Genomic DNA, 18,765 nt, shown 5'->3' with positions numbered 1-18,765 from the left:
GTGGCGGTGGCTTCAGCGGCGGCGGCAGCAGCGGATCCTGGTAATAGTAGGCAGTAGGCAAATCCCCCGATAAATCGGGGGCAGTAGGCAAAGGACGGGTTACAGCCAATTCTGTTAAGTTTCATTTATTGGCTTCCTGAACGTAGTACAGTCTTGTACCTCAACGCCCGCACTTTGCCTACTGTCTATTTGTCAATTGCCTACTGGTTCATTGCCTACTGCCTACTAATTCCCGCCTGTCTTAAAATAATCTTCCCAAGATTGCTAATCCTCCGGCTGATGGTTTATTTTTGAGCCTTCTTTTAAAACCCGTCCATGAAAAAAGATAAAGTCATTTTTGATCTCATCGAAAAAGAAAAAGAACGCCAGCAAAATGGCATCGAGCTCATTGCCTCGGAGAATTTCACTTCCCAGCAGGTGATGAAAGCCATGGGCACGGTACTGACGAACAAATATGCCGAAGGACTTCCGGGCAAACGTTACTACGGTGGCTGCGAGGTGGTGGATGAGATCGAACAACTGGCGATTGACAGGGCCAAGGAACTGTTTGGCGCAGAGTGGGCCAACGTACAACCCCATTCAGGTGCACAGGCCAATGCCTCGGTGATGCTGGCCTGCCTGAAACCGGGTGACAAGATACTCGGCTTCGACCTTTCTCATGGTGGCCACCTCACGCACGGATCGCCGGTGAACTTTTCAGGTAAGCTGTACCAGCCCGTGTTCTACGGTGTGGAGCAAGAAACCGGCACCATCAATTTCGATAAGGTAATAGAAACAGCGCAGCGTGAAAAACCGAAGATGATCATTTGCGGTGCCTCTGCTTACAGCCGCGACTGGGATTATAAAAAGCTTCGCGAAGCAGCCGACAGCGTTGGAGCGATATTGATGGCCGACATTGCGCACCCTGCAGGGTTGATCGCCCGCGGCCTGCTGAACGATCCGATGGAATATTGCCACGTGATCACCACCACCACACACAAAACGCTTCGCGGACCCCGCGGCGGAATGATCATGGTGGGAAAAAATATCGATAACCCGATGGGACTAAAAACGCCCAAAGGAGAGATCAGGAAGATGGGCTCCGTGCTGGATTCAGGTGTGTTTCCCGGAACGCAGGGAGGTCCGCTCGAGCACGTGATCGCCGCCAAGGCCATTGCTTTCCAGGAAGCTTTGTCTGATGAATATCTCGAATACGTGGTTCAGGTTTCGAAAAATGCCAAAGCGATGGCAGAAGGATTCCTGGCAAAAGGATACAAGATCATCTCCGGTGGAACAGACAACCACCTGATGCTAATCGACCTTCGTTCGAAGAAGCTCACCGGCAAACAGGCCGAAGAGTCGCTGATCCAGGCAGACATCACTATCAATAAGAACATGGTTCCGTTCGATACGCAGTCGCCCATGGTAACGTCGGGTATGCGCATCGGCACGCCGGCCATTACTACGCGCGGCCTGAAAGAGAAGGACGTGCTCAAAGTTGTTGATCTCATCGACGAGGCCCTTCAGAAGCCCGAAGATCAGAAACACCTTAAAGCGGTGAAACGTAAAGTGAACCGGTTTATGGAAAAATTCCCGCTCTACTAAAAAAGGGAAAGCGATACCTACCTTAAACGTTGAAATTCAGCCATGCCGTTAGACCAGGATCCGATTGAAGAGAAAGAGATGAGTTTCCTCGACCACCTCGAGGAGTTGAGATGGCATGTGGTGCGGTCGCTGTTGGCCATTCTCATCTTCACCATCCTGGCATTTGTTTATGGCGACTGGATCTTCAACAACATCATCTTTGCACCCGGCCGGGTAGACTTCCCCACGTTCAGGTGGCTTTGCCAGCTGGGCCAGTGGCTGGGATCGGAAGATGCCTTTTGCGTAAAAGAAATTCCTTTTAAGGTTCAAAGCCGCCTCATGACGGGGCAGTTCACCATGCACATTACCGCTTCGGTGGTCATCGGACTTATTGTGGCCTTTCCTTACGTTGCCTGGGAGCTGTGGCGTTTTGTAAGACCAGGACTTTATACTACCGAGCGCAGGTCTTCCAAAGGTGCTGTGGCAGCGGTCTCCTTTTTGTTTCTCACCGGTGTGCTGTTCGGATATTATGTGATGTGCCCGATGATGATCTCATTCCTGGCCAACTACCAGATCAGCGACATGATCGTGAACGAGTTCGACATCACCTCGTACGTAGGAACGATCGTAACGGTGGTGTTCGGAAGCGGCGTTCTGTTCCAGCTGCCGGTGGTGATGTATTTCCTTACCAAGATCGGTATTGTGACACCTACATTCCTGCGGAAATCGCGCAAGCATGCCGTGATCGTGATCCTGATCATCGGTGCTATCGTAACACCTTCGGCAGACCCGCTGAGTCAGGCGCTGATCTCCATTCCGTTGTACCTGTTGTATGAAATCAGTATCTTGATATCATCCAACGTGGTGAGGAAAAAGGAGAAGGAAGAAGCTGAAGAAAAATTGAAAGAACAACAATCTGCATCATGATGCCCAAAATAGCCATCGGCTGCGATCATGCAGGATACGAATACAAAGAAGCCCTCAAGAAGTGGCTTGTCAGCAACGGTTATGAAACCAAAGACTTTGGCACGCACAGCAGTGAGTCGACAGACTATCCTGACTTTGCACATCCGGTAGCGGACTGTGTGGAGAAGAAGCAGGCCGAGCTCGGCATTCTCATCTGCGGAAGTGCTAACGGTGTAGCCATCGTGGCCAACAAACACCAGGGCGTACGCGCTGCCATCTGCTGGAACGAAGAGCTTGCATCACTGGCGCGCCAGCACAACAACGCCAACATAGTTTGCCTGCCCTCCCGCTTCGTGAGCTACGAGCTGGCCGAGAAGATCACCGATCGTTTTCTGCACGAAAGCTTCGAAGGTGGCCGGCATGAGCGCAGGGTGAGTAAGATCAGCTGCTGAGAGAATCAGTTGACAGTTGACAATGAAACAGTTGACAACGTCTGGTGTAAACTTAAAAAGTTCGTTTCCAATCTCGGAATAAAAGCCCGACAGGGAATATCATCTCACATGTTGTCAATTGCTCCCGATAACCATCGGGATTGTCAATTGTCAATTTTATTATACACGTCTCCCATCCTCCTATACTGCTTCTTCACTTCGGGCATTCTTTCAAAGAAGGGTTTCATCAGATTTTCGCGGTCAATGATCACCTGGGGTGGATCGGTTTTCAGCGCGTGGTAAACAGCCGTAACATTTTCGTAGTAGCCGGGGTTGCGGAAGATCTCTTCTGAAAGGCTCCAGTTCAGATAAGGTGTTGCCAGCTTGTTTTGCTGAAAGTACGCCTGGTTGTCTTCCAGCACCAGGATCCGTTTATTTTTCGGAGCGTTGTCGTTCACTGGCGGTGTTGTGAGCAGGCTGTAGCTTGCCGAGTCAAGCTTGCTGTAACGCGCCAGGTAACTCACAGTAACGATGCCTATGATCAGCAGCCAGATGTTCATCTCAGCATATTTTTTCCTTCTGATGAACAGGAAGAAATGCGTGAACAGGAATGCGAGCGCCGGTGCAAACACGATCAGGTTCTGGGGGCGCAGGTCTTTGCAGTAGAAGATGTAAAGCAACGAGAAGCCGATCCACAAAAACATGACCTGCAGCAGCTGCGACTGGTATTTGCTGAACCTTGCTTCGCGCTGAAGCATAAAAACGGAAATGATAAAATAGAACAGCGGCACGCCGCCCAACACCAGCAGGGCGTGGGTTGAGATGAACACCTCGCGTGAGGGAATGAGGTTGGCAACATAATAGTATTGCCAGAGCTGTGGTAGCGAACCGTTCAGGTAACCGATGCTGATCACCACCAGGTGCGGCAGCAGGAAACCGAAGATCAGCAGCATGAACTTACGCGGTGTGGTTCTGGTGAAGAAGAAAAGGATCACCATCACACACAACAGGAATACAACGTAGGCGAAAGAGAACAGCGACGCAATGCTGATGTAAAGACCCAGGTTGAAAATGGTCTCATCACGCTGCACCCTGAACTCGATCTCTTTGAACATGTTGTTCAGCGCCAGCATCAGAAACGTGAGACCAACGAGCTCGGCAGAAAGCGTCAACGTATCGTAAGAGAACAGGCAGAGCAGGCAAAAAAGCAGGGATGGAATATAGGTGTTCTCGTTGAAGACCTTGCGCACAATGAACATGATGCCCAGGTATGCGCCCTGTAAAAAGATCAATATAAAAGCTACGATGTGCCGGGCCATCAACGAGCGCCCGAAAACAGAATCGACCAGCTCATGGAACCAGGCAGCCAGCGGAGCCGTATTGTCAGCAATGCCCGTATACAGGTCATGATCCTCATTGAGCTTTTCGCCTATCACCATACCTTTCAGCTCAGGAACGGTCAGGCCAGGCATATCGAGGAACAAAGGCAGGTAAAGAATGAGCAGTAATACCAACAGGCCTACCAGGCGATACGGGTCGTTTATTCGGAAATAACGGAGCAAGTCAGCAGATTTAGTTTTGTCAGAAAATTAGAGTAGTATTTCTGAAGTTTAAAGCGGAATCTATTGTTTTTTATCTACGTTAATCCTTCATTAGTACGTTTAAGCACATCACCATGGCAGGCACCACCAGACAGCAGAAATTCAGCCGGTTGATCCAGAAAGAGCTCAGCTCGATCTTTCAGAGAGACAGGCGTGGCATACTTGATAACGCGTTTATCACCATTGCCGATGTGAAGATGAGCCCAGATCTAAGCGTAGCCAAGGTGTTCATCAGCATGATGCTGGCCAAAAACAAGGAAAAGACGCTGGAAAATCTCAACCTGCATAAACGTGAGATCAGAAAATCGCTGGGAGAAGTCATTGGCAAGCAGGTGAGGATCATACCCGAGCTGATCTTTATCATCGATGAAGTGGAGGAAAATGCCCAGCGAATCGACGACCTGATCAAAAACCTGAATATTCCGCCGGAGAAAGAATAACATCAACAGAACCGCTCAACAAAATCTCAGCGCTTGAACTTACCCTTTTTCATCGCCCGGCGTTATCTGTTTTCGAAGAGGAAGGCGAATTTCATTAACGTCATTTCCATTCTTTCCATGGGTGGCGTAGCCTTTATCACCGCGGCGCTCATCATCGTTCTTTCTGTTTTTAATGGTCTGGAAGATCTGTTGCGATCGCTGAACAACTCGTTCGATCCCGAGATCAAGGTGCAGGCAAGCGTGGGTAAATCTTTCGAGGTGTCAGATTCGATGCTGGCTAAGATCAGTGCGATACCCGGTGTGGAGGTGGTGACCGACGTGATCGAAGATTACGCTTACGTGCGTTACCGCGATGCTGTGCAGGTAGTTACCTTAAAAGGTGTTGGCGATAATTTCCTGAAGCAGAACCGTATTCCTCCGGAGGCGATGGTTGAAGGCGAGCTGAAGCTGGAAGAGAACAACATTCCGTATGCCATCGTGGGCCGCGGTGTTCAGTATACGCTTTCTATCGCTGTGAATGAGCCGATGTATCCGCTGCAGGTGTATTACATCAAGAATGCAAAATCGGTAGGTCTCGATCCCTCCAAGCTTTACGCGAAGAAGAACATCATGCCCCGGGGTGTGTTTTCGATCGTTCAGAATTTTGACGAGAACTACATTATCGTACCGCTCGGATTTGCCCGCGAGCTGCTCGACTATGGAGACAAACGTACGTCACTGGAAATAAAAACATCGCAGAACGCCGATGTATTTGCCGTGGAAGCGGCCATTCAGAACCTGCTTGGAACAAATTTTACCGTGCTCAATTATGAAGAGCAGCATCAGGACCTGTATAAGCTGTTGAAAATGGAGAAGCTCTTCACCTTTCTGGCGCTCACACTGCTGCTGGTGATCGGTTCGATCAACATTTTCTTCAGCCTTATGATGCTGGCGCTGGAGAAGAAAAAAGATATTTCCATTCTCTCGGCCATGGGCGCCGATACCAGCCAGATCCGGAATGTTTTTATTGCTGAAGGTGGTCTCATCGCGCTGTTGGGCGCCTGCACAGGCCTTGCGTTGGGCGGAATTTTCTGCTGGCTGCAATTGAATTACGGCCTCATTTCTATGGGAATGGAAACGGCTGTCATGCAAGGTTATCCGGTACAAGTGAAATTAACCGACTTTTTCTACACATTGATTGTTGTAACAATTGTTACTTTTCTGCTCTCGGCTTATCCGGCCAAGCTGGCGTCGCGGTTTGCGGCTGTTAAGCACCTGTAAGAATCATGTACCTTATACGTGGAAAATACTATATTTTTCTACGTAGAAATACCTAAATTAGGGATTCTGTTTCCTTGAAAGGGCCTGATTTGCATGAAAGTCTCCGCCTCACAACCATTCCAGATCATTTATTCGTTGTATCAGCACGAATACCTGGGATTTATTTTCGAATGTTATATCGTTCATCTGGATGATAAAGGTAAACTCACGTACCAACATCAGAACATCTCTTCGAAAAATGCGAGAGAATTCACGCGTGGGCTAGACGACCGCGACTTCGAGCTGATCGAGATCATGGACTCGATGCATCAGGACACCATCGTGAAAAAATTCTCGCCCAAGATCGTCAAGCCTGAAGAGTTCCTCACCAAGACCTACGATAAAGCGAAGGGCAACGAAATGCTTCAGGAGCAGATCGAAGACTACATGGAGAAGCGCAGGGCGAAGATCCTGGAGAAAATGAGAGGCAAAATGCTCTTCGAGATGGGAAACGACGGAGAGCCTACCTGGCGCAAGATCGAGGTGGTTGACAAACGTGCCACGATCCAGTTCCATTTCATGCGCACCAACGATCACACCAACTATTACCCTACAATTTTTCACCAGGGAAAGAAGCTTGACCTGCCCAACGAATCGGCATACCTGGTCTGCAAGAATCCTGCGTGGATGGTGCTGAACGGAAACCTCTACGGATTTGAAAAATATGTGGATGGCAAAAAGCTGATCCCCTTCCTCAGCAAAAAATATGTGGTCATTCCTAAGAATGTAGAGGAGACCTATTACAACCGATTTGTTGCGCCGCTGATCGCTTCGTTTGACGACGTGGAGGCCAGTGGCTTCGAGATCAATAAAAGCACGTACGATCCGCATCCAGTGCTCACGTTGTCTGAGCTGCATACCGCGCAGACCACGGCTGTACCTTCGCTCTTTGATAATGGCACCGCTACCGAAGATACGACGGATGAATCGGGCAAGATCGTGTTCGACCTTTCTTTCAAATACGGCAAGCACCGTTTCCGTGGCGATAACATCGGTCCTGTCAGCGTTACCGTTGAAAAACAGGATACAGGATACATCTTCCACCGCGTGGCCCGCAAGAGCGATGTGGAGAAGAATTTTCTCAACACCTTGCAGAAGCTGGGATTGCCCATGAAAGGTTTCAGGGTGGCCGTTCCAAAATCAGAAGCCTTCTCCTGGCTGAATGAGAATCGTGTGAACCTGCTCAACCTGGGCTTTGAAGTGAGCCAGCCCGAGAGCCGCGACAAAAAATATTTTGTGGGCAAGGCGGTGATCGAGGTGGAGGTAAAAGAGAACATCGACTGGTTCGACATCCATGCCAAGATCCGCTTTGGAGAATTCGAGATTCCATTCAAAGATCTGCGCAAGCTCATTCTCCGGCGCAAGGTGGAGTTCAAACTTCCCAATGGAGAGATCGCCATCATCCCCGAGATATGGCTCACCAAATATGCAGACCTGTTTGCGCTCAGCGAAACAGAAGGCGCGCATGAAAAACCTGTGCTGCGCAAGCATCACCTTAACCTGGTGAAAGAGCTGGAAGAAGGCAACCTGGCCAAGGTGCACCTCAGTGAGAAGCTGCGTTCGCTGAGCTCGTTCAGTGGCATTAAACAATATCCGTTGCCTGAGGGCTTCAACGGCGAGCTGCGACCTTATCAACGGGCAGGTTATAACTGGCTCAGGTTCTTGAATGAATACAAGCTGGGCGGATGCCTTGCCGACGATATGGGTCTTGGAAAGACCGTGCAGACGTTGACCTTGCTGCAGGCCGAAAAAGATTCGGGTGCGGGAACGTCGCTGCTCATTATGCCTACATCGCTCATCTACAACTGGGAGATGGAGTCGAGCAAATTTACGCCGGGCCTGCGCATCCTCAACTATACAGGTACGCTGCGCAACAAAGACATTACACGTTTCGAAAAATACGATCTGGTGCTCACGTCGTATGGCATCACCCGCCTGGATGTGGAGCTGTTGCAGAAATTCTATTTCAACTACATCATCCTTGACGAGTCGCAGGTGATCAAGAATCCCACCTCCAACATCGCCAAAGCAGTTCGTGAGCTGAAGTCGCGGCACAAGCTGGTGCTTACCGGTACGCCCATCGAGAATACAACGCTTGACCTATGGTCACAGATGTCGTTCATCAACCCGGGTATTCTCGGATCGCAGACCTATTTCAGGAATGAATACCAGAACCCAATAGAGAAAAAGGCCGACGAAGCGCGTTCGAAAAAACTTGGGGCGATCATCAAACCGTTTATTCTAAGAAGGCATAAATCGCAGGTGGCAACGGAGCTTCCCGAAAAGGTGGAGAACGTTCAATATTCTGAAATGACAGCGGAACAGGAGAAGCGTTATGAAGAAGTGAAGACGCTGTACCGCGAGAAGATATTCAAGCTCATCGAGCAGGAGGGACTTGGCAACAGCAGGTTCATGATCCTGGAAGGTTTAACGAAGCTCAGGCAGCTGGCCAATCACCCTAAAATGATCGAGCAGGGTTACACCGGAGATTCGGGCAAGCTTGAAGACATCACCCATATGCTGGAGAACGCCATGGCGGAGGGCCACAAGGTGCTTGTGTTCAGCCAATTTGTAAAGCACCTCGACCTGGTGAAAGCATACCTCAAGAACAACAAGATAGATTTCGCATACCTCGATGGCTCGAGCGTAGACAGGAAAGAACAGGTTGAACGGTTCAACAAAGACCCCAACCTCAAGATCTTTCTGATCTCCATCAAAGCCGGCGGCCTTGGTCTTAACCTCACGGAAGCCGATTATGTGTTCATTCTCGATCCGTGGTGGAACCCGGCGGTGGAGGCACAGGCTATCGACAGGGCACACCGCATCGGCCAGAAGAAAAAAGTATTCACCTACAAATTCATCACCCGCAATACGGTGGAGGAAAAGATCCTCACGCTTCAGCAGAAGAAGCTCAAGCTTACCAACGAGCTCATCATGAACGAAGAGAGCTTCATGAAACAGCTGACGCGAGAAGACATAGCGCAGATGCTCGCTTAAAAAAAGTTGACAGTTGACAACCAGTCAATTGACAACAAGTGCAGCAATGTCTAAGTGCTTCTTTCAATTCTAAATTAATAACACGTCTGTGAAGTTTGCTCTAGACTTTGTCAATTGCCCCCGATGACCATCGGGGTTTGTCAACTGTCAACTAATTCTTCAGGTGCCTCTTCTTCCAACGATTATGAGACCAGAGCCAGCCGGATGGATGCTCGCGGATCATGTCCTCAACAATTCTCACGTAACTTTCAATGGCGGTATCGCTGGTCTTCTCGTAGGGCGGTGTGGAGACAATGAAGGGCGAGGCTTCGTAATACCCGCGCCTGATCTTTTTGATCTTGTAATAAATGGCCGGATACTGTGTAAGCTGCGCAAGCTGGTTGGTTCCGTAGAAGAAAGCTGTCTCCTGGTTCAGGAAGTTTGTGACATATTTCTTATCGCGCCCATAGCCGGGATACTGGTCGGCTACGATAGCGATGCCCCGCAGCACGTTTTTTCGTTTGATGATCTCGCGGGCCACTTCATCGCGTTTGATGGCATAGGCGCCAAACCTGGTGCGCGATTGCAGCGAGAGCTTGTTGAAAAATTCGCTCTTCACGGGTTGGTAAACAAAATCGATGGCCATGGGGAAGCTGATGCTGGCAGATACCAGCAGCCACTCCCAGTTGAACTGGTGTGAGGCCAGAAAGAGTATGGACTGGTGGTTTTGTTTAAAGCTCTCGGGCACTTCGGGATTTTTGAAAACCATTCTGCGCGACAGCTCATCTTTAGACATGGTGAGCAGCTTGAGCATCTCCACGCCATAGTCGCACAGATTGCAGTAGAACGCTCTTTCGATCGCCTTCAGCTCGTGCTCGGTTTTATCGGGAAAGGAGTTTTTCAGGTTCTTCGCTACCAGTTTTCTGCGGTAGCGCACCACGTGAAAGCTGACAAAAAAGAGAAAATCCGAAAAGGCATATAAAAACGACAGGGGCAAACGTGATAGCAGTCGCAGAAAAAACATTTCAAAAATTTTCCTCGGCGCAAGTTAAGCAAGTATTGTTATTTTTGGCGTTATGGAAAACAAAGTCGTAATCATCACCGGCGGCTCTTCGGGCATCGGAAAGGCCATGGCCATCGAGTTCGGGAGCAAGGGCTCGAAAATCCTCATCACCGGCAGGAACAAGGAAGAGCTTGACAAAGCGGTAGCGGAAGTCCGGCAAAAAGGAATTACGATCACCGGATTTCAGGCCGACGTAAGCCGGGAAGACGACAACCGACGAATGGCGGAAGCCGCCCTGCAGGCTTATGGCCGGATCGACATCCTGATCAACAACGCCGGTATTTCCATGCGTGCATTGTTTGAAGAGGTAGACCTCGATGTGGTGAAAAAAGTAATGGACATCAATTTCTATGGTGTGCTGTACGCCACCAAATACTGTCTTCCTGAGATCAAAAAGAACCTGGGTTCCGTAGTAGGCATCTCTTCTATTGCGGGCTATCGTGGCCTGCCCGGCCGCACCGGTTACTCTGCTTCAAAGTTTGCGCTCAACGGTTTTCTGGAAGTGTTGCGCACAGAGCTGCTGAAGACGGGTGTGCATGTGCTCACGGCATGCCCCGGTTTCACGGCCTCGAACATCCGCAAACGCTCGCTCACCAAAAACGGAACGGCGCAGGGTGAATCGCCCCGCAACGAGGAAAAGATGATGAGCGCGGAAGAATGCGCCCGTCATATCTACAACGCTACACGTTCGCGCAAAAGAACGCTGATCCTCACCACGCAGGGAAAGCTGGCAGTATTCCTCAACAAGTGGCTGCCGGGTTTTGCCGACAAGATGGTTTACAATGTGATGGCCAAGGAAGCCAATGCCCCGATCAAATGATCAGGTCTTGCTCATGAAAACAAGTTTGGTGTTGTCGGCTTTGTTCATGCTTTTGAAAAAATCCACCATTTCCTGGTAGCTCTCAGGCGGAAACTCGCCTTTGTTCATCTTTAACTTCCGGGTGTATACCAGGCTGCCCTGATCTACTTTATAGGTGGCCTCATATTCGCCGAACCTGTTTTTGATCTTTACCGGCTCAGGCAGAAATTCTGGATACACACCTTCGGGCAGGTGATACCGTATTGTATCGAGATCGGTATAGGCTGTTTTTCTGATCACGTTCGTCTTGCGCGATTCAACCTTTTCGGGAATGTAGGTAAACCGGTTCATCAGGTTTGGCGTGAGAAAGATGCGCTTGCCGCTGATGGTGGCGTACCGTCTCAGCTGAAGGTCAAGCTTTACTTCTGCCGAAGGGACCTTGTCTTTGTGGTTGGTCATCGAGAACGCGTTGATATCGAAGCTGGGAATGCCGGTGTTCTCTTCGATCCATTTCTTCTGCTCGTCGTACCGGTTGTTGAGCTTGGCGTAGAGATCGCCGTTCTCATACTGAAGTCCAGCATAAGTAGTGCTGATGGTGGCGCGGGCATCCCCGGTAGGTGTAATATGCACCTCGGCGCTGCGCGATTTCATGTTCTGCTCGGCTGTATAGCGGATGGTGTTCACCACCTTGGCACCGTTGTCAGTGATCAGCAGGGCTTTGCGGTTGCCTGTGAATGTTCCCTGATAACCGAACGGGTTCAACTGGCTTGTGCACTCAAGCCAGAGTGTATCCGCACCGTTGGGTACGGCTACGATGGCGTGATTGAACTGTGAGCTTGGAAAATCGGTAACGAGATCCCTGGCATCCTCGCCTGCGCGGATCAGCACATAGTTCGCTTTAATGTCAATACTTTCCAGCATGGCGACCATGTAGTTAGACAAGGCTTTGCAATCGCCATAGCCGGTCTCATCCACTACCGAAGCTTCAAACGGCTGGTATCCGCCGATGCCCAGCTGAATGCTCACGTAGCGGGTTTTGTTCTGCAGGTATTCGTACACGGCCTTCACTTTTTCTTCGCGCGTTTTCAGCGATGCCGTCAATTCTTTGATCTTTGCTTTAGTAGCCTCTGGTAAAACGTTTCGGCCCTTGTTCAGGGAAATGATCCACCGGCCGAACTCGTCCCACGTGCCCATGGTACCGGAGTAGCTATCGTATTCGAACTGCGATGGCGCCGCGGAAATGGTTGCGAGCAATTTTTCTGACGGTCCGTGCGGCTCGCCATGTACGGGAGTCAGATTTTCAAAATGCCAGCTCAGCGATTCAAAACCTTCAATGGTTTCCTTTTTAGGCTTCACATCTGTGTTGATGACCCTGTAGCGGGGTGCGAGGTCTGGCGGAAATTGCAGCACGCAGTCGGCATGCTCAACGGAAACCCTGTCTTTGTTAGACACGGTAAACGTGGGAATATAGAAGAGGTACTTGAACTCGAGCTCGTATTCGAACTCAACGGTGTAAGGATAAACACCTTGTGCGAGGTCAACCATTTTGAAACGAGCATCCCCGTACAGGCTGAAACCGTCGAAAGCACTCTGGTCATAGATCTCGCTGTTCTTGAGCCGCTTCAGCTGTTTGCCGTTGACATCGTAAACGGTTCCGTTAAGGTCTTTGATCTTGCTAAGCTTGTCATAACCAACATACATGGAAGCATGTTCCTTCCCCTTGTCGTTGAAGATGGTAACCACCTGGTGAATGTAAAGTGAAGCCTTGCTCCGGGAGAGGATCCTGAACACCATGCGATCTTCGCGAACCACCGCGTTGACATTATTCTTCAGCGCCTCGGGTATTGTGTTCACAGGATACTTCGGATCGCCGGCCACCGCGATCGATGAAAATAACATGGTGTATATGACCAGCAATTTTTGGATCATGGTCTGTGCTTTTAAGTCGCTCATCATTTTTTCTTCAACACGATCTGCTCGGCCTGTTTGGCTACTACCTGGGTATAGAACTCGCGCAGATTCGGATATTCCTCTTGTGTGAACAGGTTCTTGTTGATCTGCATGCTGCTGGTGACTACAATGCTGTTGCCGTTTTGTGTCACGTTGAATGCGTACTTGGCGGCGTTGCCCGGTAACATCATCAGCCTGCTCTGGGGCAGCTCATCCACGGCGTAGCCCTCTGGTAGAGTCAGCTTGCACATGTATACCTTTTCTATCGCGCTTCCGAAATCAACAGGATATTCGCGCTTTTCTATTTTGAAAGGATTGGCCTCCAGCTGCGTGATCACAAACGGATTGATGTAAATCACATCTCCGGCCACAGTGGCGTGCTCCTGGATGCTGAGCTCATGGCTCTCTTTTGCGGTAACGTTCAGGTCGGCGACATCTTTGAACTCACTTTTTTCGATTTGCCACGGCCGACTTTTGGTAACTTCCTTCAGATAAGTTTCCTCTCCTTTCGCGACATAGTCTTTTCGCATTCTGAGGACATCGTATCCGTCGCGGGTGAAATTGAGCTTGCCTTGCAAAGCGCCATCTTCTTTCAGCGTCAGGTCTGCCGAGATCGTTGTTTTTGATTTTGTCTTGGTCAGGAGGTCTACCCATCCGTGTCTCTTTTTTGAAATGGCGAGGCCCTGGCCGTTAAGACAACGTTCGGGAAGCACATTTACGGGCAGGTATTTTTCCGTGGCATCCAGATAGATAGGTTTGCCATCGACAAAGGCCAGGCACACCACGTAGTTGAACTGCCGCGCTATGGGATACGACTGCCGCACAAATCCGTGGTCGCGTGTGCTGAGCAGCACCATGTCTACATCGATGCCCGCTTTTTCAAGCATCGACGCCAGCGCCAGGTTGATATCGGCAGCGGTTCCCTTCTTTTTCTCGAACACTTTTTTCAGCGGATCGGCGTAATAATCCTTGGTGCCATCCCACTCCAGGTTCTTGCGCACATAATCATGGATGGCGGTTACTTTTTTTAACGGTTCTGTAATGCCTGCCGTGATCTCTTCCACCTGTTTTTTCAGGAAGCCGTTTCCGGTGATGGTTCTTCCGAAGGATTCGCTTTCCAGCAGGTTTTCATTCAGTTTCGTCCATGACCCCATGATCTCCTGTACGGGCTGATTGGGCCACTTCACGTGCGAGAGCGCAAAATTGACCCTGGAAATGTAATCCGTTTCGCTGGTCATATAAGGCTCTTCCTTGAAAGCAGGCACGTTCTTTAATGTCCAGTGATGTGCTTCCGTCTGGAACTGCCCCATAGACTTGTGCTTCACCTCATAATCTGTAACCTGCACATAACCCTGCATATATTTCTCGAAAAAGAAGAACTCGGGGATCATCGCCCAGTATTCACTATGCTGCACCGGTACGGTATATTGAAACTGCCAGTTGGGAAAGTACTGGATGAAATCTGAATTGACCGTATAGGAATATTCAACAATGGAGCCTTCTTTCACGCCGGGTACGGTGAACTTTTGCAGGTTCATGTAATTGTTGAACTTTTCCTTGAACACACCGTCTTTCGACATTTTTGTCTCCACGATCTTTCCATTCTCAAGGTTATAACTCGTAGCCTTCAGGCCAGACACTTTTTCTTCGGCACTGCCGGAGAAGTGCAGCGGTATTGTTGCATCCGCCCAACTCAAGCCTTCTTTTTTCAGGATCTTGATGCGAACGTGCCGTTCAAATTTCAGTGATGCGCTCACGGTATTCACGGTGACATACGCTTCACCGTAATCGACCAGCACCACGGCTGAGGCAGATGAATCCAGCGCATAGGAAGTCATCTGCATATCTTCCATGGGAATTTCTCCGTATTTGACGGGTGATTTTTGCGCAGCGGCGGTGAACGTGATAAGGCCTGCAAACAGGCTGATTGCGAGGGGTTTCATAGAGAGAGACGTTAGGTAAATTGTGTAATGTTAAAAAAAAATTCCTAGAGATTATCTGGAATTTTATGTTTTATTTAACCCCTGTAACAAAGCATCACCATTGGCAAAATCGAAAACAGTTTTTTATTGTCAGAGCTGCGGATATGAGTCGGCAAAGTGGTTGGGGAAATGTCCTGCGTGCAATTCCTGGAACACGTTTGCCGAAGAAGTGATCACCAAACAAGGGAGTGCGAAGAACGAGTGGCGCCAGGAGTCTTCTTCCAAGCAACGTCAGAGCAAAGCGCGCACGCTTGATGAGATCGAAACCGCGCACGATATCCGCTGGAACTCCGGCGACCAGGAATTGAATCGTGTGCTGGGCGGTGGCGTGGTGCCGGGCTCGCTGATCCTCATCGGTGGTGAGCCGGGCATCGGCAAGTCCACGCTCATGCTACAGGCCGGGCTGCGCCTGAAAGAGCAGAAAGTGCTCTACGTCTCAGGTGAAGAAAGCGAGCAGCAGATCAAGATGCGCGCCGAAAGACTGAACGACTCTTCACCAGGTTTTTTTATCCTGACGGAGACCAACACAAAAAATATTTTTCAGGTGACCGAGTCGCTCTCACCATCCGTGGTCATCATCGACTCGATCCAGACGTTATACTCCAGCCAGATGGAGTCTGCGGCGGGAAGCATCGGGCAGGTGCGGCAGTGCGCCGGCGAGCTCATGCGTTTTGCCAAGGAAACCAACACCCCTGTTTTCCTGATCGGCCACATCACCAAAGATGGCATGCTGGCAGGACCGAAAGTGCTCGAGCATATGGTTGATACTGTACTTCAGTTTGAAGGCGACCGTCACCTGGCGTACCGCATCCTGCGCACAACAAAGAACAGGTTCGGCTCCACGTCAGAGATCGGCATCTACGAAATGCTGGGCACAGGCTTACGCGAAGTAACAAACCCTTCGGAGATCCTCATCTCGCAGAAAGACAGTAACCTCAGCGGTATCACCATCGGGGCTACCATCGAGGGCAACCGCCCGCTGCTGATCGAGATCCAGTCGCTGGTGAGCCCGGCATCGTATGGCACGCCGCAACGTACGCCTACCGGTTTTGATCAGAAACGACTCAACATGCTGCTGGCGGTGTTGGAGAAACGCTGCGGATTCAGAATGGGCGTACAAGATGTTTTTCTCAACATGGCGGGTGGCATCAGGGTTGAAGATCCGGCCATCGACCTCGCGGTTTGCATCTCGCTCATCTCGTCGCTGGAAGAGATCCCGGTGTCTGATAAATTTTGCTTTGCCGCAGAGGTAGGACTGGGTGGCGAGCTGCGCGCCGTGAATCGCATCGAGCAGCGCATATCAGAGGCGGAGAAGCTCGGCTTCGGCGAGATCTATATTTCGAAATACAACCAGAAAGCGATCGGCGCTGTAAAATCAAAGATCCAGGTGAAAGCATTCGGCAAGCTTACCGAGGTATTTGAAGACCTGTTCGGTTAGTCGATAATCTGTAGACGGTAATCGGTATTCGGTAGTACAGCCTCTCGAAACGGATTAGTGAAGTTTGTTTTGACAACTTAAAGAATATTCCATGGAACAATTCTTTATCGATACCCTCGGCATCTCTGAAAATGTTTTCAGCTTCGTGCTGCTGCCACTGTTCATTTTTATGGCGCGCATCGGAGACGTTTCCATCAACACCATTCGGATCATCTATGTTCTCGGCGGACGCAAGGCTACCGCCACGCTGCTGGGTTTTTTTGAATCGCTCATCTGGCTCATGGCCATCCGGCAGATCTTCGAGCACATGGACAACTGGATCTGCTATGTTGCCTATCCGGGAGGATTTGCCACGGGCATCTTCGTGGGCATGATCATCGAAGAGCGCATCGCCTATGGCAAGGTGATCGTGCGGATCATCACACGCAAGGATGTGGGTGAGCTGCTCAGGTTCCTCGGCAGCCGTCAGTACCGTTACACACACGTGAATGCAGAAGGGCCCGATGGTCATGAGAACCTCGTGTTCACGGTGCTGGAAAGAGAATCGCTGGAAGACCTGCTGCGGAAGCTCAAAGAGATCCTCCCCACTGCTTTTTATACCGTTGAAAAAGTGAACCGCGCCGGAGAAAGCGGCACCGTAGTTCAGGAGACCACGCGCTGGAGCATAGGCTCATGGTTGAGGAGCATCAAAAGAGAGTAGTACGCTTTGTTTCCCGCAGATCTCGCAGATAGACGCAGATAAGATGATGTGCAGATTCTGCGTTGATCTGCGTAATCAGCGGGAACCGTGCATTTAACTTTCGGCGATCATCTTCAAAATATCATCCACGTATTCGCGGGAGTTGAACAGCCGCGGAACCTTGTTTTGTCCGCCGAGCTTGCCGCGTCTCTTCATCCAGTTGTAGAATGTTCCTTCTTTCACGCTGTGGATCTTGGGGCCTACCAGGGCGAGGTCGTGCTTGCGTTTGGCATCGTAGTCGGAGTTTACCTGGCGCAGGCTTTCGTCGAGGATGCGCGTGAAGTCGTGGAGGCTTTTAGGCTGTACTTTGAATTCGATGATCCACTCGTGACCGCCGCGTTTCCCTTTTTCCAGGAACACGGGCGCTGCTGTAAAATTATCGATGATGGCGTTGGTGTGCTGGCATGCCTTGGTCACGGCAGCTTCGGCATTCTCGATGATGATCTCTTCGCCGAACGCGTTGATGAAGTGTTTGGTCCTTCCCGTGATCTTGATGCGATAAGGATTGACGGAAGTGAATTTTACAGTATCGCCGATGTTGTAACGCCACAGCCCCGCATTGGTGGAAATGATCATGGCGTAATTTTTCCCGAGCTCTACCTCAGACAAACGCAGGGCCCTGGGATTTTCTTCATCCATCGATTCTACGGGAATAAACTCGTAGAATATTCCATAGTCGAGCATCAGCAGCAGCTCTTCCGAATCTTTCTGATCCTGAATGCCGAAGAATCCTTCGCTGGCATTGTAGGTTTCCCAGTAATGCATATCGCTTTTGGGGATCAGCGACTCAAACAGGTTGCGGTAAGGTTTGAAGGCCACGGCGCCATGGAAGAAGGCTTCTAGGTTTGGCCACACTTCAAGGATGTGATTTTTTTTCTGAAGCTCCACGATGCGTTGAATGAGCAGCACCGTCCACGTGGGAACACCGGCAATATTGGTCACGTTGACCTCGGCGGTTTCGGCGGCCATTTTTTCGATCTTCTCTTCCCAGTTGCCCATGAGTGCCGTCTCCAGGCTTGGCGTGCGGATGAACTGCGCCCAGGGGGGAAGGTTCTGCATGATCACTGCCGATACATCGCCATAGAACGACGAGGCGCTTGAATCATACTCGTTGATCTGGTGGCTTCCGCCCACGGCCAGCCCCTTGCCGTCGAACAGCTTCGAGTCCGGGTAATTGTTTACATAGATGGAGATCAGGTCTTTCCCTCCCTTGAAATGGCATTCTTCGAGGGCTTCCTGCGATACGGGGATGAACTTGCTCCGCTGGCTGGTGGTACCCGACGATTTAGAGAACCATTTGATCTCCGAAGGCCAGAGAATATTCTGCTCGCCCCGCATCAGCCGCTGAATGTAGGGAAACATCTTCTCATAAGTGAAAATGGGAACACGCTCCTGGTATTGCGCATAGGTCTGTATGTCCCTGAACCCGAACTGGGTTCCGAACTGGGTGGTCTCGCCGTTCTGAACCAGCTTTTTGAAAAGCTCGTCCTGAACGTCATGGGGGTACTTCATAAAAAGCTCAATCTGATGAATGCGCTTTTTCATCACCCAGGTCAATATAGAATTAATCAGTCCCAT

General features: G+C 50.2%; 14 protein-coding genes. 9 read left to right on the top strand and 5 right to left on the bottom strand.

The genetic code is table 11. The features are described from left to right. The first annotated feature begins 315 nt into the window (after nt 1-315). From glyA to rpiB, 3 genes are read left to right on the top strand one after another with little or no spacing between them, the layout of a single operon-like run. The gene (gene glyA / locus KK083_RS29620) at nt 316-1,584 is read left to right on the top strand and encodes a serine hydroxymethyltransferase (protein ID WP_254169774.1); all 1,269 of its coding nucleotides are present in this window, start codon (nt 316-318) and stop codon (nt 1,582-1,584) included. Between the two features lie 42 nt (nt 1,585-1,626). After that, nucleotides 1,627-2,490, top strand: a complete 864-nt coding sequence (gene tatC, locus KK083_RS29615; protein WP_254169773.1) for a twin-arginine translocase subunit TatC — start codon at nt 1,627-1,629, stop codon at nt 2,488-2,490. Then, on the top strand, nt 2,487-2,921 hold the full coding sequence (rpiB, locus tag KK083_RS29610) for a ribose 5-phosphate isomerase B (RefSeq protein ID WP_254169772.1): 435 nt from the start codon (nt 2,487-2,489) through the stop codon (nt 2,919-2,921). The genes tatC and rpiB overlap by 4 nt, the downstream gene beginning before the upstream one ends. A gap of 143 nt (nt 2,922-3,064) precedes the next feature. On the opposite strand, the gene KK083_RS29605 is transcribed toward rpiB, so the two are convergent. After that, nucleotides 3,065-4,462, bottom strand: coding sequence for a DUF6427 family protein (locus tag KK083_RS29605; RefSeq protein ID WP_254169771.1), 1,398 nt, complete (start codon nt 4,460-4,462; stop codon nt 3,065-3,067). A 113-nt stretch (nt 4,463-4,575) separates the two neighbouring features. Here KK083_RS29605 and rbfA point away from each other — a divergent pair, with 113 nt between their 5' ends. The 3 genes from rbfA to KK083_RS29590 all read left to right on the top strand — a co-directional run bounded on the left by rbfA (nt 4,576) and on the right by KK083_RS29590 (nt 9,237). After that, a complete protein-coding gene (rbfA, locus tag KK083_RS29600) occupies nt 4,576-4,941 on the top strand; it encodes a 30S ribosome-binding factor RbfA (protein ID WP_254169770.1) in 366 nt (121 codons plus the stop codon). Between the two features lie 33 nt (nt 4,942-4,974). Then, nucleotides 4,975-6,201, top strand: coding sequence for an ABC transporter permease (locus KK083_RS29595; RefSeq protein ID WP_254169769.1), 1,227 nt, complete (start codon nt 4,975-4,977; stop codon nt 6,199-6,201). A gap of 93 nt (nt 6,202-6,294) precedes the next feature. After that, a complete protein-coding gene (locus KK083_RS29590) occupies nt 6,295-9,237 on the top strand; it encodes a DEAD/DEAH box helicase (protein WP_254169767.1) in 2,943 nt (980 codons plus the stop codon). A 151-nt stretch (nt 9,238-9,388) separates the two neighbouring features. Here the strand turns inward: KK083_RS29590 and KK083_RS29585 are convergent, their stop codons facing one another. Continuing rightward, on the bottom strand, nt 9,389-10,240 hold the full coding sequence (locus KK083_RS29585) for a lysophospholipid acyltransferase family protein (RefSeq protein ID WP_254169766.1): 852 nt from the start codon (nt 10,238-10,240) through the stop codon (nt 9,389-9,391). Nucleotides 10,241-10,292: 52 nt separating this feature from the next. Between KK083_RS29585 and KK083_RS29580 the strand changes: the two genes are divergently transcribed. Next, the gene (locus KK083_RS29580) at nt 10,293-11,099 is read left to right on the top strand and encodes an SDR family oxidoreductase (RefSeq protein WP_254169764.1); all 807 of its coding nucleotides are present in this window, start codon (nt 10,293-10,295) and stop codon (nt 11,097-11,099) included. On the opposite strand, the gene KK083_RS29575 is transcribed toward KK083_RS29580, so the two are convergent. Both KK083_RS29575 and KK083_RS29570 read right to left on the bottom strand, forming a co-directional pair. Then, entirely contained in the window at nt 11,100-13,007 is a 1,908-nt protein-coding gene (locus tag KK083_RS29575; protein ID WP_254169763.1) for a DUF3858 domain-containing protein, read from the bottom strand. Between the two features lie 23 nt (nt 13,008-13,030). Then, entirely contained in the window at nt 13,031-14,971 is a 1,941-nt protein-coding gene (locus tag KK083_RS29570) for a DUF3858 domain-containing protein (RefSeq protein ID WP_254169762.1), read from the bottom strand. A 100-nt stretch (nt 14,972-15,071) separates the two neighbouring features. On the opposite strand from KK083_RS29570, the gene radA reads away from it, so the two are divergent. Both radA and KK083_RS29560 read left to right on the top strand, forming a co-directional pair. Next, nucleotides 15,072-16,448 (top strand): DNA repair protein RadA, encoded by a 1,377-nt coding sequence (gene radA, locus KK083_RS29565; RefSeq protein ID WP_254169761.1) that lies wholly within the window; start codon nt 15,072-15,074, stop codon nt 16,446-16,448. Between the two features lie 91 nt (nt 16,449-16,539). Then, complete coding sequence (locus KK083_RS29560; RefSeq protein ID WP_254169760.1) at nt 16,540-17,148, top strand: DUF2179 domain-containing protein; 609 nt, start codon at nt 16,540-16,542, stop codon at nt 17,146-17,148. Nucleotides 17,149-17,241: 93 nt separating this feature from the next. Here KK083_RS29560 and KK083_RS29555 read toward each other — a convergent pair whose 3' ends face one another. Beyond that, the gene (locus tag KK083_RS29555) at nt 17,242-18,765 is read right to left on the bottom strand and encodes a GH3 auxin-responsive promoter family protein (RefSeq protein WP_254169759.1); all 1,524 of its coding nucleotides are present in this window, start codon (nt 18,763-18,765) and stop codon (nt 17,242-17,244) included.

This window comes from Chryseosolibacter histidinae, from assembly GCF_018598225.1.
Lineage (GTDB): Bacteria > Bacteroidota > Bacteroidia > Cytophagales > Cyclobacteriaceae > Chryseosolibacter > Chryseosolibacter histidini.
This window is presented reverse-complemented; position numbering and strand designations above follow the sequence as displayed.